We start from the raw sequence: 25405 nt of genomic DNA, 5'->3' as shown, positions 1-25405 counted from the left end.
TGGACACGCTGACCTTGCAAGCTGGACCGGGTGTCCGGTCCCCCGTGGTTCTGCCCGCACCAGCCGAAGCCCCCATGCTGGTAGCTCGCCGGGTCTCGTTCCCCGCGGGGGCACATCTTCCTGCGCACCAGCACGTGCGCGGGCAGTTCCTGTTCGCCGCGGCCGGCACCATGTTTGTTCGCACGCCGGGCCATGCCTGGCTGGTGCCGCCCAGCCGGGCCTTGTGGCTTCCCGCCGGCACGGAACATTCGATCGACGCGCATGGCGAACTCCACATGCGAACCCTCTACCTCAACGCGGCCAGCGCCGCGCGGCTGCCGGCCGGCTGCGTCGTTCTGGAGGTCACCGCGCTGCTGCGCGAACTGATCATGCGGATGACGTCCCCGGAAATCAACGGCAACGGCGACGACCAGGCCGTCGCGTTGATCGGCCAGCTGGCGGTCGCCGAGATCGCCCGGTTGCCGCGTTGCGCGCTTGAGCTTCCCATGCCTGCCAGCCTGGATCTGCTGGGGCTGTGCGAACGGGTCTTGGACGATCCAGTGCATGGGGGTGAAGGATCTCTGCCGCCGGGGAGCGCGCGCACGCTGTACCGGCGCTTTCGTGCAGAAACCGGGCTGAGCTTCGTGCAATGGCGCAGGCAGGCCTGCCTGCTTCATGCGGTCCGTCTCCTGAGCGGGGGGATGTCCGTCACCCGCGTCGCCCTGGACTCGGGCTATGAGAGCCTGAGCGCGTTTTCGACAATGTTCCGGCGCACCCTCGGCGTGACGCCTCGCGCGTTCCTGTCGCGTCTGGCTGGCGAGGTCGACGCGCAGTAGCGTTGTCGCCCGATCCGGGCAGGCGCGAGTGCGTACAGGATGAATGCCGCTGCGCCCGGCGGCTTGTGACTGTCGCGTGAAGCGACCAAGCGGTTATTGGGTCACGTGCATGAGCGTGGTGACCGCACCATAGCAGGCAATGGCGAGAATGCTGATGCAGGTCGAGCAGGAAATGATTCTGGCGGATCTGCCTGTGCCGACATAGTAGGTCTCCAGGACAATGATGTTTGCCGCAGGCGGCAGGAAGCACAGCAGGAAGACCGTCGCCTTGTTGTTGTAGATGGCTTCGGCATGGAATGTCCAGGCCAGGTAGATGATCACCAGGCCGATCGCCGCCCAACTGATCGCCCGCCACAGTGCTTCCAAGAGCTCATGCTTGAAGTCGCTCAGATTCATTCTGGTCTGCGACAGCCAGATGCCCAATATCGCCATGCCCAGGAAACTCATGGTGAATTTGGCAGCTTCATGCACCGGGGAAAGATAGTGGCTTATCGTGGAGTGCAGCGGCATCAGCACGATGCCGAGGGCTACGGACAGAACCGGTGGCGAGATCAGAAGTTTCTTCGCCAGCAGGGCATTGGATCCTCCCGTGTGAGGCGACAGCAGCATGAATCCCAGCGAGTTCCCCATGACCGAACTGCCCACGTAGGCGGCGATCAGTATCGTTGTGGCACCGTCGCCAAACAGGGTGCTGGCTATCGGCAGGCCCAGCCATCCGATATTGAGATAGAAGAAGCAGAGATTTCGTAAGGGGTCAGGGGAGAACCAACGTGACACCCGCATCATGACCATCATGGCGACCACGGTGCCGATGATCACCACATACATCTCGCTGAATTTGGTCGCCACGTTGTAGGTGATGACGAACGGAATCGTATACCGGGTGAGAAGCGTCGAGGCCTGACGCCTGATGCCGGGGCGGTAACGGCCAACTCCCCAGCCGAGAATGAGATAGAGCACCGGAAGAAATAGACTCATTCGACTCTTCTTTCGCAGCTCCCGATGATGCGGGGGCTATACGCGGTGCGCCCGCCGACCGTGTATGCCAGCAGTCCATAGACGCCTTCGACGCTATCGGCGGGAATGCAGCCGGAGAGCACGACGCTCTGGCACACCTGACACACGGTTGATCCTTTCGTTCAAGATGGGATACGGACACAAGCGCCGACCTCGGGCCGACGGCGCGTCTTGCGGGTTCGCTGGATCCGATGGGCCACGTGCATGGCTCCGACCCGACATGCCTGCGCACGACGAGAGATTCGCCAGGAACACGGGTTGGCGGGCACGGGGGAGAAGCCTTTTGCCACCCACGCTTCCTCGCTTCGTGCTTTGCGGCACCTGCCGGATGGGAAGGCGCGTCTGCTGGCGCAGTTCGGCGCGCCATTGTGGACTCGCCGTGCCGGTTGCTGCAGGCAGCCCACGAAGAGCTTGACCGTTCTTCGTTAAAGAATGGCCTAGGTCAAAAAATAATGTAACATAGAACATAATGTCATGGTGAGTGGCGCTTGAGGCGCGCTTGCTGGTTTCTGCCTCGATGGCAGGGGCGCCCGGGGCGGAATCGCCAGTTCCGAAGGCGACACGTAGCCTCTCTGTAAGGTCTGGCGCCCAACGACCTCTTGGCACGTCCCGACTCGCCGGTGGATAGCACATGAGGTGTCTGGGCTATGGGATGCAGGCAAGAGCGACTTCGAGATGATCGGAGTTTGATCCTCTCGGTCTCACCCTTGGCTGAACCTTGGGCGCCATTGCAGGTTGGAGCGGACATTCCCCGTCGAGGCGATGCCAGGTGCTCGGCGCTCACTGCTCATCGTGGAGCAGCCAATGCCGAAACCACCGGCATTTCGTCGCGATTTCGGCTGGCGCGAACGCCGGCTGATGCTCAGCATGTGCTCATGGATTCATGGAAATGACCAGGAGTTGATGGCGTGCAGGAGCAAGAACGACTCGACAATGCGCCGGCGGAACCGAAACGGGACTGGGCCCTCTCGGTCGAGATGCTGCGTGCCGTCCTGGCCGATCAGACCTATGAGTCCGTCGCCGCGCTGCACGGCCTCACCCGCACCGCCGTCGAAAGGCGCATCAAGGCAGTCGCGCGCCGCTTGACCAAGATCATCGGCATCGACGGACTGAACGAGGACGGTGCCGCGTTCGTGAGCCGGCTGCGCAGGCACCGGCTTTCGGTGTTGACGGCGCTGGACTCGCTCGGCACCTTCGACGAGCTATCGGAACCGGCCCAGGGCAATCCCCGCATCCTGAGCGCAGACGAGATCACCACGGGGGCGAAGCGCATCCGCAATCGCAGCCACCAGCCGCTCGAAGATCTGGCGCTTTACTACATGCTCTTCGCCACTGCCGCACGGCCGCTGGAGATCGCGCGGTTGGAGGTGCGCGACTACCTCGACGCCCAGGGCCAGGTACGGCGGACCTCGCAAATCCGCGCGGCGGTGGCGATCACTGGCCGGCCTCGTCCCGTGTATTTCCGCAGTGCGCACCTGGACGCGGCGATGGACGACTACCTGGCCGATCGCGCGCGCCGTGGACAGGGCATGGGCATCGAAGAACGGTTCCGGGGACTTGCCCAGACCAGCCGACTGTTCCTGTCGGCAACCGGAACGGGGTTCGAGATCATGCCCTACGGCGAGGAAGGGCAGCGGCGGTTCCTCTGCCGGGCGATCCAGGAGACCTACCGCAAGCTGTTCCGTTACGCTGGCCTCAAGAACGTCACCGCGTTGACCGTGCGCCACACGGTGGCCGACCGGCTCTATGCCAGGGGTGCGGACGAATCCCAGGTGGGCTTGCTGTTGGGAATCGCGGAACGCAGTGCGGTGCGCGAGCAGTTCCCGCGCCGGCAGCCGACCATGGACGAACTCACCCGGGATCTGGTGTAGTGGCGATGGACGAGGACACGCCCAACCTCCCGGCCAGCGGCCAGCGATTCGCCATCCGCGGCAACGTCTTCGCCGCCGACGATCCGGGCCTTCAGGACGCGTTGGCGCAGATCCATGACACGGCGGAGCGCCCGCGCTGCCTGTGCGCGCCGGGCGGCATCGAGATGTACGTGGCGCGGCACCGCCGCTATGTGGTCAAGCGCATGCCCGAAACAGGCAAGCTACACCATCCATCGTGTCCGTCCTACGAACCGGACAGCGCATATTCCGGCCTGGGCGAGCTGGCGGGTGACGCGGTGCTGGAGACACAGCCGGGTCGCGTCGAGTTGCGCGTGGACTTCCCCTGGGCCCGCCTCGACGGACGGTCCATCGCGCGCGGCGAACCGAAGGAACCCGCGGAGGTCTCCGTGCCGCGCCGCCGCATGTCGCTGCGCGCAGTGTTGCATTTCCTGTTCGAGCGCGCCGGGTTCAATCGCTGGACGCCGGCCATGGCGGGGCGGCGCAACCAGGCCGTGCTGCGCAAGTACCTGCTCGAGGCCGCCACCGAGATCGACATCAAGGGGGTTGCGCTATCGGAACGGCTCTATGTGCCGGAGCCCTTCAACGAGACGTCCAAGGCCGAGATCGCGCAGCGCCGCCGCGAGAAGCTGGCCGTCCTGCAGCCCCGCGACGGCCAGGCGCCTCTGGCGCTGGTGGTCGGCGAGTTCAAGGCCTGCGACCGCCTGGACCCGGCCAGCCGCATCTGGGTCAAGCACATGCCGGATGCACCCCTCTTGATGGCGACGCGCAGCTGGGACCGCCTGGCGCGCGTCAACGCCGCGCTGCTGGAAGCGCGCCACGCCGACACCGGCCATCGCGTGCGGCTCATCATGGCCGCGCTGATCCGCGCCCGGCGCGAGTTCACCTACGAGATCGACGCCGCGACGCTGATGCTCATCAGCGAGCAGTGGATTCCCGTCGAGGGCGTGCATGAGCTACCGCTGATCGACATGCTGGTGGCGCGACAGAGACGCTTTCTCAAGCCGTTGCGCTATGACGCGCCCCACGCGGGCAGCTTTCCGAACGTGCTGTTGCTGGATGCCGGGCCGAGTCCGGTTCCCCTGCACGCCATGAGCGCATTCGTCACCCCGAAGGAGCGGATGGCGAAGGAGAAGGCGGTTGCGTCCCGTGACTGCTGGGTCTGGTGGCCCGACAAGGCCATGCCGGCGCTGCCCGCGCCCGCCTCTTGACGCGCAGGGGGCTTGTTCCAGGCGCAGTGCCCGGCTACCGGAGGGGTTGAAAGCGCCTTGGCGCGCGAGAGCATGAAGCGTCGAATCCCCGACGCCTCATGAAGGAGCGCCGCATGGCACACCCGATCGTCAAGGTGCAGGACGGGCCGCTGGCCCTGCACACCCTGCTGGGCCAAGGGCCGGCCCGCATTCCCACGGGCGGCAAGATCCGCCCGGGCATCATGGTCCTCACGCGCAAGGCCGCCGAACGGCCCGAGGCTCAAGCCATCTATGCCCGGGGCGTGGCCGAGGGCCGCTCGTTCGAGGACATCGAACGCGCGCTGGCCGAGGCCATCCCGCAGATCAAGTCGCCGCTGGCGCCTCGCAACGTGCCGTGGTTCACGGTGCGCGCCTCGGATTTCCCGAACCCGGAGATCGCGCAGCAGATCCTCGACGCCTACGGCGAGGACCGCGGCCAGGGGCGCCGCTTGTACCGCTTCCCGGTGGTCTTTCCCTCGGACCACTGGCAGACCGTGATGCCGCACGAGCTGGCGGCCTGGAGCACCCACGAGAAGCGGTTCTGGTCGCAGTATTCGCCCGACGGGCAGGTGCGGCACTGCATGCGCCATGCCCCGGTGCCGGTGGACGCCACGGGCCGGCGCACGATCCGTATCTTCGGCGGGCGCAAGACCGTCGAGCGCGAGGAGAACGGCGGCCGGTGCGAACCCGAGTCCTGCCCCGAATACCAGGCCCGGCAGTGCAACCTCTCCGGGCGCTTTCTGTTCTTCATCCCGGGCGTGCGCTCGATCAGCGCGCTGGAGCTGCCGACCACAAGCTTCTACGCGATGAGCAACGCGATCCGGCGCTTCCAGGCGGTCGCGCAGATGCGCGGCGGACGGATCTCGGGCTTCCTCGGCCGCGATCGCACGACCTTCTTCCTGACCAAGGTGCTCAAGGAGGTTCCTCACATCGACGAGCAGGGCCGCGCCGTGCGCGTGCCACAGTGGATCATCGAACTGGAGGCCCCGGTGGACGTGACCGCGCTGCTGCGCGACCACGAGGACAAAGAGGCGGCGATCCAGCAGGCCCGGCTGGCGACGCAGGTGCTCGAAGGCGCCGAGCCGATCGACTGCGGCGCGGCAGCGGCGTCGGCAGTGGGTGACCTGAGCACTGTGAACGCGGACCTCGATTGCGGCAGCGGCCAGCGCCAGGATGAGGCGCCGGTGCGGCCGGGACACCCGACGCTCGAGCAACTGCTGGCACGCGCGCGGGCGATGGGCCTGGCGCCGGAGCGCTTCAAGGCCTACGCCGACCGCCGCTGGGGGCGAGGCTGGCGGATCAACCCGCATGGCCGCGGCCGGGCCTGGGACGAGCTGGAGCGCTACCGCAACGACCCGCGCGGCTACCTCGACAAGATCGAGACCGAGTTGCGCGCCACCGCCACCCCATGAAGGAGGAACAGACCATGCGCATTGCCCACTTTTCCGACCTGCACTACGGCACCAAGACCCTGGCCGAGGCCGATCGCTGCTTTGGCGCGGCCATCGACCAGGCGGCCGCGCTCGGCGCCGAGGCCGCCGTGATCTCCGGCGACGCTACCGACCATGCGCTTGACCTGCACGCGCCGGCGTCCGCCCGGCTGGCGGCGCAGGTCCGCCGGCTTGCCGACCATTGCCCGGTGTTGATGCTGCAGGGCACGTATTCGCACGAGCCACCCGGCACGCTGTCGGTCTTCCGCTCGCTGGGCGGGCGCCATCCCATCCATGTGGCCGACCGGATCGGACAGGTCGCGCTCACGCGCCAGCGGCGCTGGGTGGGCTCGGCCGGCTGGTGCTTCGATGCGTTGCCCCACGATGCGGCGGCCGTGTTCTCCTGCCTGCCGACCGTCAACAAAGCCACCGTCGCGGCCACCGTTGGTGCCGGCGATGCGGCCCAGACGGTTGGCGACCAGCTCGCACTGCTGCTCGAGGGCTTCGCGCCGACGCACCGGGCGGCGCGGGTGCGTGGCCTGCCGACGATCGGCGTCTCGCATGGAACGGTGTTCGGCTGCGTGAGCGAGCACGGCGTGCCGATGGCGGGCTTCGACCACGAGTTCACGACCGGCGTGCTGTTCACCGCCGAGGCACAGGCCTTCATGCTTGGCCATATCCACCGGCATCAGGCCTGGGCTCAGCCAGCCGGGGCAGGCGACCAGGTCATCGCCTATGCCGGTTCGATCGGGCGCTTCCACTACGGCGAGGAAGGCGAAAAGGGCTTCCTGCTCTGGGACGTCGAGCCCGAGGCCGCGCGCTGTACGCTGGTGGCCACGCCGGCACGCCGTACGGTCGACATCGTGTTCGAGGGGCGGCCGGACATCGAGGCGCTGCGCGAGGCGGTGGCGCGGCAGGACGTGGCCGGCGCCAGCGTGCGGGTGCGCTGGACGGTGGCCGAGGAAGACCGCAGCGCCGTGGACCGCGAGGCGATTCAGCGCGTGCTCGCCGGCGCGGCGGAAACCAAGCTGGAGGGCCGCATCGTGCCCGTGATGCGTACCCGCGCGGCCGGGATCTCGCAGATGACGCGGCTGGAGGACAAGCTGCGCCTGTGGGCCCGGGTCTCAGACGTGAATCCCGAGCCGTTGCTGGCCTGCCTGGCCGCGCTGGCCGAAGGTTCGCCCGAGGAGCTTGCCGCGCAATTGCTCAGGGATGACGGGGGTGGGGCGGCCCGGGGTGCCGAGCCGAAGTCCCAACTGCGGGCCACGTTGTCAGCCGGGGCTGGCGGGCTCGCCGAAACGGTGGCTCAGGCGCAGTAAGCACGATCGTCCGCCTAGGAGGAGGTACAGGGGCGGTTCATCCCGCCTTCTGTTCCAATGCCTTGCGGGCCGCATCGCGCGTTCCAACTCCTGTCGGTATCGCGCTTCGGCCGTGTGGCATCGACCGCGCGGCAGGGAAGGGAGGCTCAAGGTGAGGGTGTAGGCGACGGAGGACGGACATGCCCGATGGCCGGACAACTCTGCCGCGTTGCTCCTGCGCTGCTTATTTCGCAATTCCGAGGAACAGTGCCAAGCACCGCTCGACTTCCACCAGCGCGTCAGCATCGAGTCGCCCGAAGGTCGGTCCCACCTTGTCGCGCTTGACCGTCATGATCTTGTCGATCATCACCTGCGATGGTTTTTCCAGGCCATTTTCCGTGTTCGGCTGGATTTTGATCCGCAGGAGCGGCGCGGCCACCAGCGTGGTGGTGACGGGCAGCACCGTGAGGGTCGCACTCTCGCCGAAATGGTTGGCCTGGATGACCAGCGCTGGCCGGGGTTTGCCGGAATCGCCCTGCATGGCGATGGTCACGAAATCGCCGCGCGTCATTCAGTCCAGCCGTCCACACCAGCCAGTGCATCGTCCATCCACAGCTGCAGGTCGACGTCAACCTGGTCGGCTTTGGCCACCAACTGGGCTTGGCGCTGGCACTCCTTGGCAAAGTCCGGCCGCCGGGTGTCGGGCACCCAGATTTGTACCGGGCGCAGCCCTGCCTGGCGCAATGCGTCACGGTGCTTCTGCACTCGGGCGTTCACGTCCATCGTTGCCTCCAAGAGACGATCTTCGGTCTGTTACATGCAACATGATACGATCTTGCCCCGTTACATGCAACACATCATGCTCCTTGGGTCTGGCTTCGTCATCTGTTTGGCCGGGCTCGTCGGCGGTTGACGGACTGCCTGTTGCTCTTGGTCTAAGTAATCCAATGGATTATAATTTCCATGACTGAGACTCTGCAAGGCATCGCTGAGCTGCCTTCCTACACCCGGCTGGCCGACAAGCTCTTGAGTGTGGAAGAGCGTCAGGATCTGATCGGCTACCTGGCCGAGCATCCCAAGGCTGGGGACATCATGGAAGGCACCGGGGGTGTGCGCAAGCTGCGCTGGCGCCGTGGCGGGCAGGGCAAGAGTGGAGGCGTGCGCGTTATCTATTACTACCACGATGACCTCATGCCGCTGTATTTGCTGACGCTGTTCGCCAAAGGCGATAAGGCCAATCTGAGCAAGGCCGAGCGCAACGAACTCGCTGGCCTGGTCAATGTGTTGGTCGGGATATGGAGAGAAAAGACATCATGAGCACGGCATTCGAGAGCATCAAGCAGGGCTTGCAAGAGGCCATCGCTCACGCCAAGGGCGACGAACGCGGCGTGCGCGTGCATCGGCCGCGCGCCGTCGACGTGAAGGCTGTGCGCGCCAAGGTGGGCATGACCCAGGAACAGTTCGCTGCCCGGTTCGGCTTTTCTACTGCCACTTTGAGGCATTGGGAGCGTGGCGACCGCACCCCGCATGGCCCGGCGCTGGTGTTGCTCAACGTGATCGAGCGCAACCCCCAGGCCGTCATCGAAGCCTTGGCCTGAGTTTTTGACGGTGGGGGAGCATCCGAGAGCCAGGCCTTCAGGCCGGCGTCCTCGGCCATGCGCTTGATCAGTCCATGGGCATCGGACAGGCGGTTCCACCGCACGGCGCCAGTTCCACGCCGTCGGGGTGCCGCGTGAACAGCGCTCGAAACGTCTGGGTCGGGTGTTCGTCCTACCCCAGCCGACCTGCCATGATTCCCCCTGGACAGGCCTCCGCGGCGAGCGCGTCGATGCGTTCCAGTCGGGCAGGCAGCAACACCCTCATGTCCATTCGTACTGGACCGCCGTGCCGTTGAAGCCGAGCTTGCGAGCAGTGCGGCGCTTGCCGATATTGAGGACGATACCGGCGGGCAACTGGGTGCTGCGTCCCGCGTTGCAGTCCTGGGCCAGACGGCTGGGCAGCACTTCGATGCCCAGCTTGTTCAGCGCCTCCGGGGCCAGCACTTCCAGGGGGCGCACGGGAATCGGCTTGCCGGTCAGCATACTGGGTCTGGCCTTGGCGTAGACACCGACCCCCAGGCGGACGAACACGCCGCCGAGCAGGAGTTGGCGCAGGGCACGCCCGACCTGCGCGGCGCTGCCGAAATGGTCGAATTCGCTGCGTAGGAACACCCCGTCGCCACGGTGTGCAAATTCCGATCATCCATGTGCCAGTGTCACGGTGGATACGTGGGCGGGGTCCGCCGGCGGAATGACGGGGCTTGATGCGCGGGAGGGCGGTGCGAACCTGTCGTCACGACAACTGACAGGGGCGTTTCATGCAACTCCTTTCCCTCACCCTCAAGGGCTTTCGCGGCATCCGTGACGGCCTCGGCCTGGATGCCTTGACGCTGGATTTCGAGGCCTCGTGCGACGGGGCCGAACTGGTGGCCATCGTCGGCGCCAACGGGCGCGGCAAGAGCACCGTGCTCGACAACATGCACCCCTACCTGACCATGCCGTCGCGGACCGTCGCGGCGGGCGCGGGTGGGTTCAGCTACTACGATCACGTGTTTCTCCCTGAGAACGAGAAGGATCTGGTCTGGTCGCTGGAGGGGCGTTGCTACCGTTCCCAGGTGGTGATCCGCCTGAACGGGCGGCGGCGTACCGAGGCCTTCCTGTTCGAGCTGTCCGAGGCCGGGGCCTGGCGGCCGGTTGCGCTGGACGACGGCACGGTGGCCGATGGCAAGGTCGAGACCTACACCCGCTGCGTGGAGCGGCTGTGCGGCAGCGCCGACACTTTCTTCACGTCCGTGTTCGGCGCGCAGGGCAAGCGCCATCTGAGCGACTACCGCAACGCGGAGATCAAGACGCTGCTGGCCGACCTGCTGGGCCAGGAAGCCATCCGCGACCTGGGCCGCAAGGCCGCCGACACCGCGAAGCTGCTCAAGGCCGGCCTGGTGGCGGTGCGCCAGGAGATCGCCGGCATGGAGGCCGAGGGCGACAGGCTCGCGCGGGCGGTGCAGGCGGCGGCCGACGCGCCCGCACGTATCGAGCGGGCGGATGCCACGCTGCGCCAGGCGGCGGCCAGGCTTGAGGGCGCGCGCGAGGCCTGCGTGCGGGCTGCTGCTCAACGTGACCGGTGCCGGGCCGACGATGCCCGCCGGGCGCAACTGCATGCCGAGCGTGAGGCCGTGCGGTCGGCGGCGCGCGCAGCGAGCCAGGAACTCGACGCGCAGGAACGTGTGGAACGCCAGCGGCTGGACCGGCTCGGCCAGCGCATGGCGCAACAGGCGACGCAGGCCGCGCAACGCCGGCAACGACTGCAGGGTGTGCAGACGCAATGCCTCGCGCTGCTGGCGCGCGAGCCGGCGGTCCAGCGGGCGGCTCGCCGCTTGCCGCTGGCGGAGCGGCTGCTCGCGCTGCGTGCCGATCGACTGGCTGCATGCCGCCAGGATGCCGCGGCTTGGGAGCAGGTGCAGGGAACGTTGCGGCTGCTGGCCCAGCGTGTGCAGGGCATTGAGCGTGAGGCCGGCCAGGCGGCTCTGCAGGCGCAGTCGCTGGCCCGTCGCTTCGGGCTGGCGGCGGAGGTTCCCTGCAGCGGTACCCCGCTGCAAGGGCGCTGCCAACTGCTTGGGGATGCCCGCGAGGCGCAGGCGCTGATCCCGAGCGCCCAGGCCGTACTGCAACGGCTGGCCGACGAGAAGGGGGGCGTGGAGCGGGAAATTCGGGCGGCACGTGCCCGCGCGCAGGCGCTGGCTTCGGTGGAGGCGCGTATGGTCGAGGCGCAGCGGCGCCTGGATCGCACCCGAGAGCGCGCCTCGCGGTGCGCACTGCTGGAGGCCAAGATCGACGAGATGCGCGCGGCGCGCCACCGGATGGCCGATTGCCAGGCGGAACTAGCGGCGCTGGCGCCGGCCGACGGCGGCGGCGGTATGTCGCGGGCCGACACCGAGGAGCGGGAGGCCATCGGTGTTGCGCTGAGGGGCATCGAGGAACGGCGCGGGTGGCAGTCGACTCAGGCGCAGCAGGCGCTGGTACGGCTTGATGCGGTGCTCGCGACCTTGCCGCCGCCATTCGAGGCACGGACGCTGGCCGATGCCGAGGCCGCCCGTGATCGGGCCCTGGCCGCACACGAGGCGGCATCGAGCGGCCAGCAGGAGGCGCAGCGCCAGGCCCAGGCGCTCGCTCTCGCGCGCCAGCAGCAGGCGCTGCTGGCGGATCGGCGGGCGGCAGCGGCGCGGCGCGGCGCGCGCATCGAAAGCGCCGTGGGCGACTGGACCCTGCTCGCGCGCTGCATGAGCAACGACGGACTGATCGCGCTGGCGATCGACGACGCGGGGCCGGCCTTGTCGGCGCTGGCCAACGACCTGCTGCTGGCCAGCTACGGTCCGCGCTTCACGGTGTCCATCCTGACCCAGGCCGAGACCGCCAAGGGCGAGAAGCGCGAGGACTTCGACATCGTGGTGCACGATGCCGAATCGGGCGAGAGCAAGAGCGTGCGCCTGATGAGCGGAGGGGAACGGGTCTGGATCAACGAGTGCCTGGTACGGGCGGTGGCGCTGTACCTCGCTCAGACGGGCGAGCGGCGCTACGAGACGCTGTTTTCCGACGAGGCGGATGGTGCGCTGGACCCGGCACGCAAGCGCATGTTCGGTGCGATGAAGCGGGAGGTTCTGCGGCTGGGTGGCTACCGGCGCGAGTTCTTCATCTCGCAGACGCCGGAGCTGGCCGGGATGGCCGACGCGGTGATCGACCTGGAAGCACTGAAGGCCGAAGGCCTGGCGACCCCGGTCGCCCGGGGCGATGAGACTTTTGCGGGAATGGAGTCAGAATAACCCATGTTCATGGGTTTTTCCTATGCGACGAAATGGCAGATGGGGGGGCTGAATATGAAAACCAGGATTTCTCGCGAGGATCACGAGCAGGCGTTGGCGCGTGGTCGCCAGGCGCTGGATGAGCCGCACGCCGTGGCTGCGCGCTATATCGCACATGCCCGCGTGTTGGAACTGGCGTACAGCAATGGGCTGTTGCTGCGCCTCGACCCGAAGAACGTGCCGGTATTGAAGGATCTGCCGCGCCAGCTGCTTGCGCAGGCCTATGTGACGCCGGGCGGCGATGGTTTGGTGTTCGGCGAAGACGAGACCGCAGCGGTCAGCATTCCCGGCATGCTGGCGAGGCTGATTCCGGTCGACATCGCCAGGCGGACGGTCGCGGCCGCGCGTGGACGGGTTCGCTCCGAACACAAGGCCGAGGCGGCGCGCCGCAATGGCGCCAAAGGCGGGCGGCCCGCCAAGGCCAGCCTCGCGACGGTCGGGTAAATCGTCGGCCCCAGCGCTGTGGCGCGGTGCCTGGAACGCCTCCTACCCGCTGGGCTGCGCGGCCGTGAATACCGGCAGGCCTTCCAGGAGCGGCGCTTCGGCATCGAAGAACAGCCAGGCCACACCGGCTTGCTCCGCGGTGTCGAAGATGGATGCGAGGTCGTTTTCGGCCGGCCGGCGGTGGCACGGCGTGCCGACGAACACGAATCCGCCATATTCGGTGGGATAGGCGTTCACCGACAGTTCGTTCTCCAGCAGCTTCTGGCGCGTGGCGGGCGTCAGGTGCGATAGTGAAAGGGCGGCCAGCGGCTCGGCCAATTCGCGCAGGCGCGCGGCACTGATGGTGTGCATGCTGTGCTCCTCATGGATGGCGGCGCCGGGCTGGCATTGCGGGGGCGGTGGGCCGCTCGGCAATGCCGCGCCTCGGGCGCCGCTCTTGATTGGGGCTCCGACTCTGGAAGCCCAAGTACCATTCCCCGGACATACTGGGTGGCCAGGGAAACACGGCGGTTGAGTCTTCGCCTACATCAATCCGCGTTCCGCCATCGACAGCAGATCGCCGCCTGCGACGATGAAATGATCGACGCAGCGGACATCCACCAGCGCGAGCGCGGTCTTCAGCGTTTGCGTCAGTACCTCGTCGGCGCGCGATGGCAGGGCCGATCCACTTGGGTGGTTGTGGACGAAGGCCACGGCGGCGGCATTGCGCGCCAACACCGACTTGATGACCTCGCGCGGATAGACCGAGGTCTGGGTCAGGGTGCCGCGAAACATCGTTTCGACATCGATCAGGCGGAGATGGGCGTCGAGAAAGACGACCAGGAACACTTCGTGCTCGAGGTGCGCGCAGCGCATGCGCACCCACTCGCGGAAGGTGGCGGGGCTGGCCATCAGCGGCTGGTACTGCCAGTCGTTGCGCAGGTTGCGGACCAGCAATTCGCGGGCGATTTCCAGGATGCGCCGCAGGTGCGGCGGATAGTGGATCTCGGCGGGACGCCGGGTTTCGCAGACACTCGGGGCAAAGTCCGCTGGCACGGGCCCGTGGCGGTTGATCCCGAGCAGTTCGTCGATGAGCAATTGTTCGCTCATGGTGGTCACGTCCATGGCGGTCTCCTTGTTCAAAAAAAAAGAGAACGCCACACCCCGCGGGGATGGCGTCCCCGTTGGGAAGAAGGTGCGCAACAGGTGTCGGCACGGTAGTTTGGGCAGGTATCGACTGCGACGCCGGCCATGGGCCGGTGCGCCTCCATCAGGAAGCAGGGAAGTCTCCAGTTTGGGCCTGCTGCCGGTGGGCCGCAAGCCGGACGTGTCACCTGCGGCCGGAAATTCCCGGGCAGGCGGGTCGTTCCTGGGTGGCGAATATCGGATGACTGTTGTAGTGAACCGACAAAATGAACAGAACTTTCGGGTTAACCCGACCTGAAGAAACAGTGGAGTGTGATTGCAGTGTCAGCACAGAAATTTTTGTGCTGCACGCTGCCGGTGCGCCCCCAAACCCTTGCAATTGCGCCACGATGGCGTTGACGCGAGGCGATACCACCATGATCCGATTGGGCTCCCAGATCCGACTGACCCGCTCCGAAATCGAGCGGCTTCAGTGGCTGACCGCCATCGAGCCGGTCGGCATCCGCACGGTCGCCGATCTGCAGGACTATGTCGCGCGGTGCAAGGCCCATTATTGGGGCAGCTCGCTCGATACCCAGTTCCTGCACTGGATGATCGACAAGGAGGTCGCGCTCTGCCTGGCGGCCTGAGGGGTGTCGGGGAGGGGATGGGAAGCGAGGTCGGGTGGGGAATCCCGTACCGTTCCCCCGGTGAAGGCCGAGGGAACGGGGGGACGGGCGGCCGATGAATCAGCCGCCAGCTCGAACCGCCTGCGGTTGCGCTTCCGCCGGAGCGGGCGCAGTCGCCTGAGGTTGGTTCTCTGCCTTGCCCTTGAATGCCTTGCGAGCGGCGCGGATTTTCGGGTCCGAAGCGAGTTGTTCGACCTGGACCGTAGCCGGCTCGGCGGACACCTCGGGCAGGCAGGCCACGGCGATGTCGCCGCCGAGGCCGATGGCACGGCGCGTGGCCGATGGCGCGCGCACGAAGAGGCCGCGGAGCAGCCAGCGCACGAACTGGCCGATGCGCTGGTTGCGCACCTCGCGGGCCTTGTGCAGGCGCAGCGATTCGCGGCAGCACAGATACAGCGCGAGGTGCTCGCGCTTCATCTCGCCGTCGGCATCCAACTGCTGCAACACCTCGGCGGCAATCGCCGGGTCTTTGCGGGCGCGCTGGTAGAACGATACCCAGGCGCGTTCTTCCTCGACGAGGATGGCCGTGCGCCGTGGCCGGGCGCGGGACGCATTCACGGTCATGGTCTTTCTCCTTGGTTGCGGGAAGCACGCGCCATCCCCATGGGGAGACGTCAGACTCCCAGGGGTTGTGGCGGTGCGTCGCTTTGCTAAGCTGGCTACCCACACGCCTTGGACACCCACACATGCTTCGTGCAGGTCTTTCACTCCGGTTCACGCCTACCGAAGTCGATGAACTCCGACGAATCGGCATCGACGTCGGCGGGGCGCGAACGCAGGACGCTCTCGACCAGGCGCTGGCCCGATGGGCTGGCACGCTGGCCGAGGAACGTCCGGATCTGCTGGACCGGATCGCCGAGGCGCTGGCCCGGGAGAAGGGAGCCTCGCTACCCGCGCGTCTGACGCGCGAGCGCTGAGGCGCTTCGCCGGGCGTTGGCCTCGGAAATCGCAATCCAGCGGTCGGCGATCCGGTCCGGGTAGACCAGATCGTCGGACTCGATCTCGCCCGTCATGCGCAGACGGGCGATCACCTCCTTGACCAGGACCGGATCGCTCCGGGCCAGGTCGACAACGGTCGCGGCGATGCGCCGCCGGTAGAGATCGACCGTCATGACGGTCAACCTTCGGTGGCGCACGTTGAGCACGAACGGCCGTCGCACCCGCAGGGGCAGCGCTTCGGCCGCAGCAGCGCCGGCAGCACGCGGCGCGGCGCGGGCATGGGTCGGGCAAGCCCGGACCCGCCCAACAGCACCGGCACGCGGCGCGACTCTCTCGTCACAGGGACAGCGAACATGGGGTTCTCCTTCGGAAAGAAAGGGGAACGCCCAACCCTGGCGGGGACTTGGGGTCCCCGTTCGGGAATGCTCCGCCGATGGCGGAGCGGCTCGACGCGGGCCAGGACGGCCCGCAATGGGTGAAGGCCTGCGACCTTGCGGTGCAAGCCTTCGCTCGATGGCAGACAGCGTGAAGCTGCATGCCATGCGTCTAGCGTCGGCGCATGCGCCGACAGGAACTCACGACCGACAAGGCGGCCGCCCCAGCCGAAGCCGAGGAACTCGAGGGCAGGTGACGACTGCGACGCCAGCGAGGCTGGACTTCAGGGCAGCCGAAGCTACCGATGAAGGCTTTGCGGACACGATGTCCACGGGAAGCCATGCCAGTATGCGGCCGCACGCGCTAGACGGATGATCGCGCGCGTGTGCGCCACCCGAAAACGCCGTCCCATCCGGGGGATTGTCCGATGCCTCGGGCACGCCACCTGCCGCAGGAGGCCCGCAAGATGGCCGGGCGATGACTTGCCGGTGTCAAATTTGCGTCGTTATATCTTGGTTATCTTGAACAAGAACGAGGAGATCGGATATGGCGGGCATCATCAGAGCAAGGGCCTTCTGCAATGACGAAGTGGCCTACCTGGCCTGGGAGAGCGATGGCAAGCTGCCGGGCTGCCTTGGCTTCATGGTCACCCGCATCTTCGTGGATACCGGCGAGCGGCGTGTCCTGCCGTCCTGGGTGGCCTTCAAGTCCCAGTCCAATCCGGACTGGGAGGAGCAGGACACCAGCGTGTGGCCCATCCAGAAGTTCTCTTGGCGCGACCTGACGCTGCGCAAGAGCCGCAACACGTTGGCGACCCGATCGGGGCCTCTGCGCGTGAAATACGAGATCCGGCCGGTCGGGCCGATGAAGGCGGGACTCACGCTCGTACCGGCGACCGACACGGCCCAGCCGGGCAAGTACAAGGGCAGCAAGATCCCGCTCGCGTTTTACGGGGACGCCTTCGAGACCAACGAGATCGTCGCCTCCAACGACCTGGGCGAGGTCAGCATCGGCTTCAACAACGGGATCCTCTCCACGCAGAACTTACGCAAGCAACTGCGCACGCCCAAGGGCAGGGCGCCCAGCGACAAGCAGGTGACCAAGCGCATCGGCACCGTGGGCGACCCGTTGCGCGAATTCCTGGCCGGTGATGTGCTGCCGCTGCTGCGCACCCTGTTCGAGCGGGCCGAGGCGGAGAACGGGACGATCTACGCCGCGCTGTACGAGCTGAGCGATCCGGAGCTGGTCGATTTGCTGGAGCGGCATGCCGGCCGGCTGAACCTGATCCTCTCGACGGCCGGCAAGAACGAAGACGGCGAGTGGGATACGACCAATGCCGATGCCCGCCAGCGGCTGCGCAAGGCCATCGGCGCCAAGCGCATGCAGGACCGGATGTTCAATACGGCGGCCGGCATCGGCCACAACAAGTTCGCCGTGCTGGTAGTCGAGGGCCAGCCCCGGGCCGTCTGGACAGGCAGTACCAACTGGACGCCGACCGGCCTGTGTGGCCAGACCAACAACACCATCGTCTTTCATTCGCGCGACGTCGCGCAGAGCTATCTCGACTACTGGAACCGTCTGCACGAGGACAAGCAGCCAGTGCCCAAGCCGCTCTCCAAAGGCAACAGCGCCAACCAGGGCGCTGCCCTGCGCGAGGCGAATCGCCAGCCGTCGGACGTCACGCTCGATGGCGGCGCCACACGGGTGCAGTTGTGGTTTTCGCCGAACACCCCGGAGCGTCGCAGTCCCGCGACCCGCACCGTGCCGCCCGACCTGGAGGTGCTGTTCGACCTCATGTCCAAGGCCAAGCACGCGATCTTTTTCCTGGTCTTCAACCCGGGCCGCACCGTGGAGGATCAGCAGGATCCGAACACGGCAGTCTCGGCCGCGCTCACCTTCGGCCGCCACCGGCGGGGCCTTTTCATCTCCGGCGTGATCAGCGACTCCACGGCCATGCCGGGCTACCGGAAGCGCGATCCAGGCGAGCCCAAGGTGACGCTGCCGGCTATCTACGTTCCGGCGGGAGCGCCCAATGTGCTGATGGTGCGGGCAGCGGAGCTGAAGGATCCGGTTGGCAACTTCGACAAGGAACTGCTGAAGGTCGGTCATGCGATCGTCCACGACAAGGTCGTGGTGATCGACCCGATGTCGCAGGAGGATTGCGTGGTGGTCACCGGCAGCCACAACCTTGGCTTCAAGGCGTCCTACGCCAACGACGAGAACCTGGCGATCATCCGCGGCAACCAGGCCCTGGCCCAGGCCTACGCCGTCCACGTGCTGGACGTCCACGAGCACTACCGCTTCCGGGCCGTGCAGGCCGAGATCCGGCGCGCTGCGGAACTCGCTGGGAAGGAAGTGGAGAAGGCCGTGGACCGGGGTTTCCTTCAGGAGAACGACAGCTGGCAGGACAAGTACGTTGCGCCCGGCCAGCAGGATCTGCGCGGCTATCTGCTGGCGGATCGATAACAACGCTCGCTCTCTGGATCGGAGGGAGAACGCCGCACCTCGTTATGGCGGCAAGGGGCACCCGTGTGGCTCGGCCTCTCGCACCGATCGGCACTGCGGCGATTGCCGCCGCCTGCCTCATCCTGGCCAATCTCCTGCCAGACGCCGATCTCGGGTTCCCGTGCCGCGCCCGTTGTCGCGTCTCGACGTCGTGGTGCCCACCGGATCGTATGGCCAGTGAGGCCTGGTCGTTGCCTCGACGTTGCCCCACCAGATGGTGCATTGGATATCGCACTGGCGCATGTCGCCGGTACGCAGGTGCCGGGCCGTGCTGGCTTCCTTCTTGGGGGAAATGTCCTAGGTCAATTATCGTAATAACATTAGGACAAATTGAACCAAGAACTGGAGCAAGTGGAGACATGCTGACGGAAGCACAGCTGGACTCGAAGACGTCATGGCGCATCGCCGTCGTATCGCTCTGCTGTCTCGCGATGGCATTCGGCGCGCCGCTGGTGGCCACGATCGGCCTCAAGGCCATCGCCGCGGATCTGGGGGGCGCACGCGCGGTGCCCGCGCTGGCGAGCTCCCTCACATGGCTGGGATCCGCCCTGGGTGGTCCCCTGATGGGCAGGATTGCGCATCGTTTCGGGGTGCGAACCACCGTGGTGGCCGGTGGCATCGCCGTTTGCCTTGGTTTGGGCCTCTCGAGCTTCGGAGCGCCGTGGCAGTTGTACCTCGGCCACGGCCTGCTCGTGGGTTTCCTTGGTATTGCAGGCCTGAATGCGCCGCTCTACGTCTACGTGAGCAACTGGTTCGACCGCCGGCGGGGATCGGCGCTCGCGCTGCTGTCGAGCGGAATCTACATCGCCGGTGTGGTGTGGCCGGTGATCTTCGAAACCACCATCGCGCGGTGGGGCTGGAGAGCCACCATGATCGGCTACGGGCTGCTCGAGGTGCTGGTCATCGTGGCACTGGCATCGCGGTTCCTGAGACCACCGCCCCAAGAAACAAAGAGGAAAGGGGGAGGCCGATCGGGCACGGGAGGATCGACCGTGTTCGGATGGCGGCCGAACCGCGTGTTCGGGATGTTGTGCGGCGCGGCCTTCCTCTGCTGCATCCCCATGGCCATGCCCCAGGGGCATCTGGTGGCCCTGTGCTCGGATCGGGGAATACCGAGTGCACTCGGCGCCGTGATGCTCTCGTCCCTGCTCGCGGCCGCATTCGTCAGCCGCCAGGCCTGGGGGCTGGTGGCCGACCGCATCGGAGGGCTGCGTACCGTCTTCATCAGCTCCGCGCTGCAGATGCTCGCCGTGTCCGGCTACCTGTACGTGAGCGAGCAGTTCGGGCTTTTCACCGTGTCCGTCGCCTTCGGCCTGGGGTTCAGCGCCATCATTCCCGCCTACGTGCTGGCGGTGCGCGAGAACTTCACGCCGGAGGACGCGCATTGGCGAGTCCCCATCGTGCTGATGATGACCGGGTCCGGCATGGCCGCGGGGGGATGGCTGGCCGGCTTTCTCTACGATCGCACCGGCTCGTACGATCTGCCGTTCCTGGTGGCCGTGCTCTTCAACGTCGCCAACCTGGTGTTGCTGGGGACCTTGGTCACCCTCAGTATCAAGGCTGCGCGGCGGGCGGCCTTCGTCTAGGAAGGTTCGATGGAAAGAAAAAATGCCCCCACCGCCTTGCGGCGGTAGGGGCGAAGATCACGCGGCTTGGCGTTCCGCGTCGGTGTCGGTGCGGCTGGTGCCGGCCTCGTCCTTGTCGAGCTCCAACTGCTTGAGCAGTTCGCGCTGGCGCACCAGCAGTTCGGTAAGCTTGCGCTCGTGCTCGAACGGCCGGGCCAACTCCAGTTGCAGATCCTCCAACCGCTTGCGTTTGACCGCAAGCTGGTCGGCGGCCTTGGCCTGCTGTTCCCCGACCGAGGCCAGGGTGGCCAGCAGTGCGTTCACCAGGCCGGGGGCGGTCTGGTAGGGCTCGGCGTCGTAGCGGCAGGCGCCTTCGAGGTACAGCGCGGGAACATCTCCCCCTCGCTGGCCGCAGACACCCAGGTTGAACCCGCCGCAGCGGCCGACCAGGCGCTCGACCCGATACGCATCACTCTGCAGCTCCGCCTTGGCAGCCTTCACGAGATCGCGCAACGCATCGCCGACCGCTTCCGGCCCCGCCAGGCGGCGGCCACGCAGCTCGATGGCCACATGCTCGGCCGTCTGCGGCTCCAGCCGCCCCTGGTCCTGCACGTGCAACGCGACGCGGCGCTCGACCGCCTCGATCGTCATCGGCAGGTTGCCGACTTCCGTTTCGTTGGACCAGCGCTGGTTGCGCCAGACCGAGAACAGCGTCGAGAGCTTGGCCACCTCGGCGTCCACGCCGGCCTTCTCGATGACCAGTGGGTTGCCCGAGGCCAGCGCCTTCACCTCCGCATAGCTCAACGTGGCGAGTTCCACGTCCTCGATGGAACGCAGGCCCTTGTCGCCGCTCATGACCTGGGCGATGAAGCGTGCCTTGGTCTCCAGCGTTTGCCACATGTACGAATCGAAGGATCCTTCGGTGACATAGCGGAAGATCTCGACCTCCTCGCATTCGTTGCCCTGCCGCAGGATGCGGCCCTCGCGCTGCTCGACGTCGCAGGGGCGCCATGGCGCATCGAGGTGATGCAGCGCCACCAGCCGCGTCTGCACGTTGGTGCCAACGCCCATCTTGCCGGTCGAACCCAGCAGCACCCGCACGCGGCCCTCGCGGACCGCCTTGAACAGCGTCGCCTTCTGCGCGTCGGTCTCGGCGTCGTGGATGAACGCGATCTCCCGCTCGGGGATACCCGCTTCCATCAACCGCTGCTTCAGGTCCTCGTAGACGCTGAAGGCCTTGCCGCCCTTGGGGCTGGACAGGTCGCAGAACACCAGCTGCGCGCCGCGGAAGTCCGCCGTGCGCCGCCAGATCGCCAGCACCTCGCGGGCGCAGGCGGCGACCTTGCCGTCCGGGTCGAAACGCGCGGTCGGCGCGATCAGCCGAAAGTCCAGCGCGGCCGCGCGGCCGTCGTTCGTGACCGCGAGCATGTTGTCCTCGGTCGGCTTGACGGTGCCGTTGCGGATCGCCTCGGCACGCCTGACCAGCGTCTGCACGTAGGCCTTGAGAGCCGGGCTGGCCGGGCAGGCCACCGTGCGCGGCTTACCACCGCGCAGCTTGGGCACCGGCAGGTTCAGCATCTCGGCGGTGCGGATGTCCGCGACCTCCCCGAAGATGGCCATCAGCTCCGGCACGTTGATGAAGCGCGCGAAGCGCGTGTGCATGCGGTAGCCGCTGCCGTCCGGCGCGATCTCCAGCGCCGTGACCGATTCCCCGAAGGTGGCGGCCCAGGCGTCGAACTGCTGCAGCCCGAGTTCCGCCAGCCGGCGCGGCTGCAGGTAGCGCTGCATGGTGTGGATCTCGGCCATGGTGTTGGCCACCGGCGTCGCGGTCGCGAAGACCACGCCGCGCTGCGCCCCGCCATGCAACTGCATCGTGTAGCGCGTCTTCAGGTACAGATCGAACGCGCGCTGCGAATTGGTCAGGGGCAGGCCCGCGACCCGCGTCATCTTGGTGAACCGGAACAGGTTCTTGTGCAGGTGTGCCTCGTCGACGAACAGGCCGTCGACACCCAACTGCTCCCAGGTCAGCAGATCGTCCTTCTTGGCGTCGGCCTGGAGCTTCTCCAGCCGGACCTTCCAGGTCTTCTTCTGCGTCTCGAGCTGCTTGATGATCCGGTTGGACTTGTCGTTGCTTTGCTCGGCGCGGATGGCCATCTCTATTTCATGGATTACCTCCTCGATGTGGTCTTCAGTGAATTGCGGTGACATCCGGATGCGCTCGAAGCTCGAGTGCGTGATGACCACCGCGTCCCAATCGCCCGTGGCGATGCGCGACACCAGCTCGCGCCGGCGGTCGCCTTCCAGATCCTCCTTTGAGGCCATGAGCACCGAGGCCTGCGGGTACAGGCGCACGAACTCGGCCGTGTATTGCGCCAGCATGTGGTTCGGGACCACGTGGCAAGGCTTCGTGAGGAAGCCCAGGCGCCGCATCTCCATGCTCGCGATCACGCAGACCGCCGTCTTGCCGGCGCCGACCACATGGAACAGGCCCACGTTGCCGGTCTGCACGATGCGCCACACCGAGTCCAACTGGTGCGGATGCAGCGTGAAGCAGCGCGAGAACCCCGGCAGCTTCAGGTGGGAGCCGTCGAAGCGCCTCGGCCGCGTCGCGTTGAACAGGTCGTTGTAGATCCTGCACAACCGCTCGCGGCGTCCGGTTTCCTCGAAGGCCCAGGCGGCGAACCGCTCCTTCAGCGCGCCCAGCTTCTCGCGTGCGGCCAGCGTTTCCGCCGGATTGACGACGTAGCGGTCCGAGTCCGGCAGCGGGTCGCGCACCGTCGGCACCTGCACGTTCAGCGCGGCTTGCACCAGCTCGACGGCGTTCATGCGCCGGGTTCCCCATTCCTGAGTCACCTTCACGTTTTGGCGCGCGCTCCAGTCGGGGTACTGCACCGACCAGGCCCCGGCCTCGGCCGAGTAGGACACCGTGCAGTCCTTCAGTTCGAGGACTTCGTGGATGAAACCCTCGACGTCGCCCGCCGGAATCCAGACCGCCCCCAGGCGCGGCTCGATCGACGCCGGCGGCAGATCCTCGGGCTGCACGCGCTGCAGGGCCTCGACATTGCGTCGGAAGACCTCCCCGGACAGCTCGGCCTGCTTGAGCTTTTCCTTGACATTGCCCGTCAGGTACGCATCGGCGGTGGTCCAGGCATCGTCGGCCGGATCCAGGAAGATCTGCCCGGCCTCGGACAGCGCGGCCAGCACCTCCTCCTCGGGCGCGGACAGCAGTTGCGCCATGTAGGCCGGGTCGACCCGGCCGCGCCACTGCACGGATGCCGCCAGCGCCTCGGTCGGCTCGCCGACCGCCGCAGGTGCGGAGACCCGGCGCAGCGTGCGCTGCGTGAACAGCGCGGCCTTGCGGGCCGTGTCCGTCTCCTCGTCGTAGTGCTCCAGCGAGAGCAGTAGCGGGTAGTCCGGGTCGCGCCGGAATGCGAGCGCGTTGGCTCGCGTCGTCAGGCAGCCGTAGCGCCTGACGTAGGCGTCGTAGCTGCCGTTGAGCATGGCCCGCAGGTGGCCCAGCCCTTCGTCGGCGTCCTGCGCGAGCTGCGCGTCGAGCAGCGACCGGGCGTGGTCGCGGATCGCGCACATGCCCGTGATGCGGGCACGCTGGGTGGCGTTCAGGCCGTCGTGGACGTCGACCATCTCGCCGCGCTCGACCCGGTGCACCCGTCCCTCGTGGAGACGGTAGCTGCCCGGCCGGGCCCCCGGCTCTGCCGGCACGACGCTGCGCGCCGGCGCCAGCGCCCGCGGTTTGGCGGGCTGGTAGACGCCGGTGGGAAGCAGCGCCACGCGCTCGGCCAGCGCCGGTTCGAGGTCGCCCTCGAACACGACGGTCGGGATCTCCTCGTAGCCGTTGCTCTCCTGTGTGACCCGCCCGACGCAGAACTGCGGCCGCGCGGCGTACCAGGCGTTGATCTGCAGGTACTTCTGCGCGCAGCGCGGGTGCAGCAGGCCCTCCGGCACCATCGTGCGGTTGAGCCATTCACCGCCCACCGCTTCGCCGGAGTGCCGCTTGCGCAGGAACAGAATGTCCGTCTGCACGTCGGTCGAGGCGATGCCGGCGAAGGCGCCCATCGGCAGCCGGATCGCGCCCAACAGCTCGGCCTGGGAGGCCAAGTGCTCGCGCACGGCGTCATCCCGCGCTTCCATCGTGCCGGTGCTCGTGATGAAGCACACCAGCCCGCCCGGACGCACCAGATCCAGCGCGCGACCGAGGAAGTAGTTGTGGATGCGGAAGCGCGCGTAGGGCTTGTGGCTCGCGTCGGCGACCGGGTAGTTGCCGAAGGGCACGTTGCCGATCGCCAGGTCGAACCAGTTTTCGGGCAGCGCCAGCTTCTCGAACGGCGCGACACGCACGTCCACGCCATGCGGCGCGTACAGAGCCTCAAGCAGCCGGCCGGCCACCTGGTCGATCTCGACGGCGGTGACGGTGCTGCGCTCGGCCAGCGTGCGCGGCATGGCCCCGATGAAGTGGCCTACGCCGGCGGCAGGCTCCAGCACCCGACCGCCAGTGAAGCCGAAGTGCTCGATCGCACGCCACATCGCCTCGATCACGTGGATCTCGGTGTAGTGGCTGTTGTTGACCGAGGCGCGCGCCGACGTGTAGTCGCCGGCCGGCAGCAGGACCTGCAGGGATTCGGCGCGCTGGCGCCAGGATGGATCCGCGCCCTCCAGGTTGAAGGCGGCGGGGATGCCGCCCCAGCCGGTGAAGCGAAGCAGGGCGCGGCGCTCGGCGGCATCCGCGGGCCGCTGGTCGGCTTCGAGGCCTTGCAGCGTCTGGATGGCGACCACATTCGCCTCGTACTTGGTGACGGCGCCGGCAAGGCCGGCCAGGTGCTGGCGGTCCAGCGTCGGCCACACGGTGCGGGCCGCGTCGCGCTTGGCGCCGTCGATGACGCGCCAGCTCGCGGGAGCTACGGCGGTGGGCGGCTTCCGCTCCGATTCCGGTTCCGGCTCGGCGTCCGGGCCGAGGACAAGAGGAGCGGCCGTTTCGGCAGCTTGGGGGGTGGGCAGGGGACTGAACAGATCCGTCTCGGGGGACGGTTCGGGGGGCTCGGGGCTGTCCGGGTCGAAGCCGGGCAGCCACATGGAGGGCGCGGTGGTGCGTGCCATCGGTGGTTCTCCGAAAGAAAACGGGGAGCGCACCGACCCCATCGGGGAGGCGAACTCCCCGGGTGGGATGGACAAACGGGCACAGCCCTGGGCCCTGCGC

General features: G+C 67.2%; 22 protein-coding genes. 13 read left to right on the top strand and 9 right to left on the bottom strand.

The window, feature by feature from the left end:
* Positions 1-74 precede the first annotated feature (74 nt).
* Positions 75-815, top strand: a complete 741-nt coding sequence (locus C1I89_RS06140) for an AraC family transcriptional regulator (protein ID WP_181390904.1) — start codon at positions 75-77, stop codon at positions 813-815.
* A 93-nt stretch (positions 816-908) separates the two neighbouring features.
* Here C1I89_RS06140 and C1I89_RS06135 read toward each other — a convergent pair whose 3' ends face one another.
* Positions 909-1793: an AEC family transporter gene (locus tag C1I89_RS06135; protein ID WP_102771920.1), complete on the bottom strand. Its 885-nt coding sequence runs from the start codon at positions 1791-1793 to the stop codon at positions 909-911.
* A 947-nt stretch (positions 1794-2740) separates the two neighbouring features.
* Here C1I89_RS06135 and C1I89_RS06130 point away from each other — a divergent pair.
* The 4 genes from C1I89_RS06130 to C1I89_RS06115 all read left to right on the top strand — a co-directional run bounded on the left by C1I89_RS06130 (position 2741) and on the right by C1I89_RS06115 (position 7699).
* Entirely contained in the window at positions 2741-3703 is a 963-nt protein-coding gene (locus C1I89_RS06130) for a site-specific integrase (RefSeq protein ID WP_258231357.1), read from the top strand.
* A gap of 5 nt (positions 3704-3708) precedes the next feature.
* The gene (locus tag C1I89_RS06125) at positions 3709-4932 is read left to right on the top strand and encodes a DUF1173 domain-containing protein (RefSeq protein ID WP_102771918.1); all 1224 of its coding nucleotides are present in this window, start codon (positions 3709-3711) and stop codon (positions 4930-4932) included.
* A 113-nt stretch (positions 4933-5045) separates the two neighbouring features.
* Positions 5046-6362 carry a recombination directionality factor gene (locus C1I89_RS06120; RefSeq protein ID WP_102772808.1) on the top strand — a complete coding sequence of 439 codons (1317 nt, stop codon included), beginning with the start codon at positions 5046-5048 and terminating at the stop codon, positions 6360-6362.
* Between the two features lie 14 nt (positions 6363-6376).
* Entirely contained in the window at positions 6377-7699 is a 1323-nt protein-coding gene (locus C1I89_RS06115; protein ID WP_102771917.1) for a metallophosphoesterase family protein, read from the top strand.
* A 223-nt stretch (positions 7700-7922) separates the two neighbouring features.
* On the opposite strand, the gene C1I89_RS06110 is transcribed toward C1I89_RS06115, so the two are convergent.
* Both C1I89_RS06110 and C1I89_RS06105 read right to left on the bottom strand, forming a co-directional pair.
* Positions 7923-8249 carry a type II toxin-antitoxin system PemK/MazF family toxin gene (locus C1I89_RS06110; RefSeq protein WP_102771916.1) on the bottom strand — a complete coding sequence of 109 codons (327 nt, stop codon included), beginning with the start codon at positions 8247-8249 and terminating at the stop codon, positions 7923-7925.
* Positions 8246-8461, bottom strand: a complete 216-nt coding sequence (locus tag C1I89_RS06105; protein WP_102771915.1) for an antitoxin MazE family protein — start codon at positions 8459-8461, stop codon at positions 8246-8248. Before C1I89_RS06105 ends, C1I89_RS06110 begins: the two co-directional genes overlap by 4 nt.
* 180 nt (positions 8462-8641) lie before the next feature.
* On the opposite strand from C1I89_RS06105, the gene C1I89_RS35125 reads away from it, so the two are divergent.
* Entirely contained in the window at positions 8642-8995 is a 354-nt protein-coding gene (locus C1I89_RS35125) for a type II toxin-antitoxin system RelE/ParE family toxin (protein ID WP_102771914.1), read from the top strand.
* The gene (locus tag C1I89_RS06095) at positions 8992-9276 is read left to right on the top strand and encodes a helix-turn-helix domain-containing protein (protein WP_102771913.1); all 285 of its coding nucleotides are present in this window, start codon (positions 8992-8994) and stop codon (positions 9274-9276) included. Before C1I89_RS35125 ends, C1I89_RS06095 begins: the two co-directional genes overlap by 4 nt.
* A 261-nt stretch (positions 9277-9537) precedes the next feature.
* On the opposite strand, the gene C1I89_RS06090 is transcribed toward C1I89_RS06095, so the two are convergent.
* Entirely contained in the window at positions 9538-9888 is a 351-nt protein-coding gene (locus tag C1I89_RS06090) for an S-adenosylhomocysteine hydrolase (protein ID WP_102771912.1), read from the bottom strand.
* Positions 9889-10034: 146 nt separating this feature from the next.
* Here C1I89_RS06090 and C1I89_RS06085 point away from each other — a divergent pair, with 146 nt between their 5' ends.
* Both C1I89_RS06085 and C1I89_RS06080 read left to right on the top strand, forming a co-directional pair.
* Positions 10035-12533 (top strand): DNA repair protein, encoded by a 2499-nt coding sequence (locus tag C1I89_RS06085; RefSeq protein WP_102771911.1) that lies wholly within the window; start codon positions 10035-10037, stop codon positions 12531-12533.
* 3 nt (positions 12534-12536) lie between these two features.
* Positions 12537-13016 (top strand): hypothetical protein, encoded by a 480-nt coding sequence (locus C1I89_RS06080; protein ID WP_102771910.1) that lies wholly within the window; start codon positions 12537-12539, stop codon positions 13014-13016.
* Positions 13017-13058: 42 nt separating this feature from the next.
* Here the strand turns inward: C1I89_RS06080 and C1I89_RS06075 are convergent, their stop codons facing one another.
* Both C1I89_RS06075 and C1I89_RS06070 read right to left on the bottom strand, forming a co-directional pair.
* Positions 13059-13367, bottom strand: a complete 309-nt coding sequence (locus C1I89_RS06075) for a hypothetical protein (protein WP_102771909.1) — start codon at positions 13365-13367, stop codon at positions 13059-13061.
* Between the two features lie 171 nt (positions 13368-13538).
* On the bottom strand, positions 13539-14120 hold the full coding sequence (locus tag C1I89_RS06070) for a JAB domain-containing protein (protein WP_102771908.1): 582 nt from the start codon (positions 14118-14120) through the stop codon (positions 13539-13541).
* 437 nt (positions 14121-14557) lie between these two features.
* Between C1I89_RS06070 and C1I89_RS06065 the strand changes: the two genes are divergently transcribed.
* A complete protein-coding gene (locus tag C1I89_RS06065) occupies positions 14558-14770 on the top strand; it encodes a hypothetical protein (protein ID WP_102771907.1) in 213 nt (70 codons plus the stop codon).
* 99 nt (positions 14771-14869) lie between these two features.
* Here the strand turns inward: C1I89_RS06065 and C1I89_RS06060 are convergent, their stop codons facing one another.
* Positions 14870-15373: a hypothetical protein gene (locus C1I89_RS06060; protein WP_258231356.1), complete on the bottom strand. Its 504-nt coding sequence runs from the start codon at positions 15371-15373 to the stop codon at positions 14870-14872.
* Between the two features lie 122 nt (positions 15374-15495).
* Here C1I89_RS06060 and C1I89_RS06055 point away from each other — a divergent pair, with 122 nt between their 5' ends.
* Positions 15496-15726: a hypothetical protein gene (locus C1I89_RS06055; RefSeq protein WP_102771906.1), complete on the top strand. Its 231-nt coding sequence runs from the start codon at positions 15496-15498 to the stop codon at positions 15724-15726.
* On the opposite strand, the gene C1I89_RS06050 is transcribed toward C1I89_RS06055, so the two are convergent.
* Entirely contained in the window at positions 15697-15921 is a 225-nt protein-coding gene (locus C1I89_RS06050) for a hypothetical protein (RefSeq protein ID WP_102772807.1), read from the bottom strand. The two genes, C1I89_RS06055 and C1I89_RS06050, sit on opposite strands and share 30 nt — an antisense overlap.
* A gap of 748 nt (positions 15922-16669) precedes the next feature.
* On the opposite strand from C1I89_RS06050, the gene C1I89_RS06045 reads away from it, so the two are divergent.
* Complete coding sequence (locus tag C1I89_RS06045; RefSeq protein WP_102771905.1) at positions 16670-18589, top strand: phospholipase D-like domain-containing protein; 1920 nt, start codon at positions 16670-16672, stop codon at positions 18587-18589.
* A 398-nt stretch (positions 18590-18987) separates the two neighbouring features.
* Complete coding sequence (locus C1I89_RS06040) at positions 18988-20214, top strand: MFS transporter (RefSeq protein WP_181390903.1); 1227 nt, start codon at positions 18988-18990, stop codon at positions 20212-20214.
* A gap of 57 nt (positions 20215-20271) precedes the next feature.
* On the opposite strand, the gene C1I89_RS06035 is transcribed toward C1I89_RS06040, so the two are convergent.
* A complete protein-coding gene (locus C1I89_RS06035; protein ID WP_102771903.1) occupies positions 20272-25305 on the bottom strand; it encodes a DEAD/DEAH box helicase in 5034 nt (1677 codons plus the stop codon).
* Positions 25306-25405: the final 100 nt, after the last annotated feature.

The sequence above is a fragment of the Achromobacter pulmonis genome, from assembly GCF_002885955.2.
Lineage (GTDB): Bacteria > Pseudomonadota > Gammaproteobacteria > Burkholderiales > Burkholderiaceae_B > Achromobacter > Achromobacter pulmonis_A.
The sequence above is the reverse complement of the archived record's forward strand: the minus strand, read 5'-3'. Positions and strand labels throughout refer to the sequence as shown.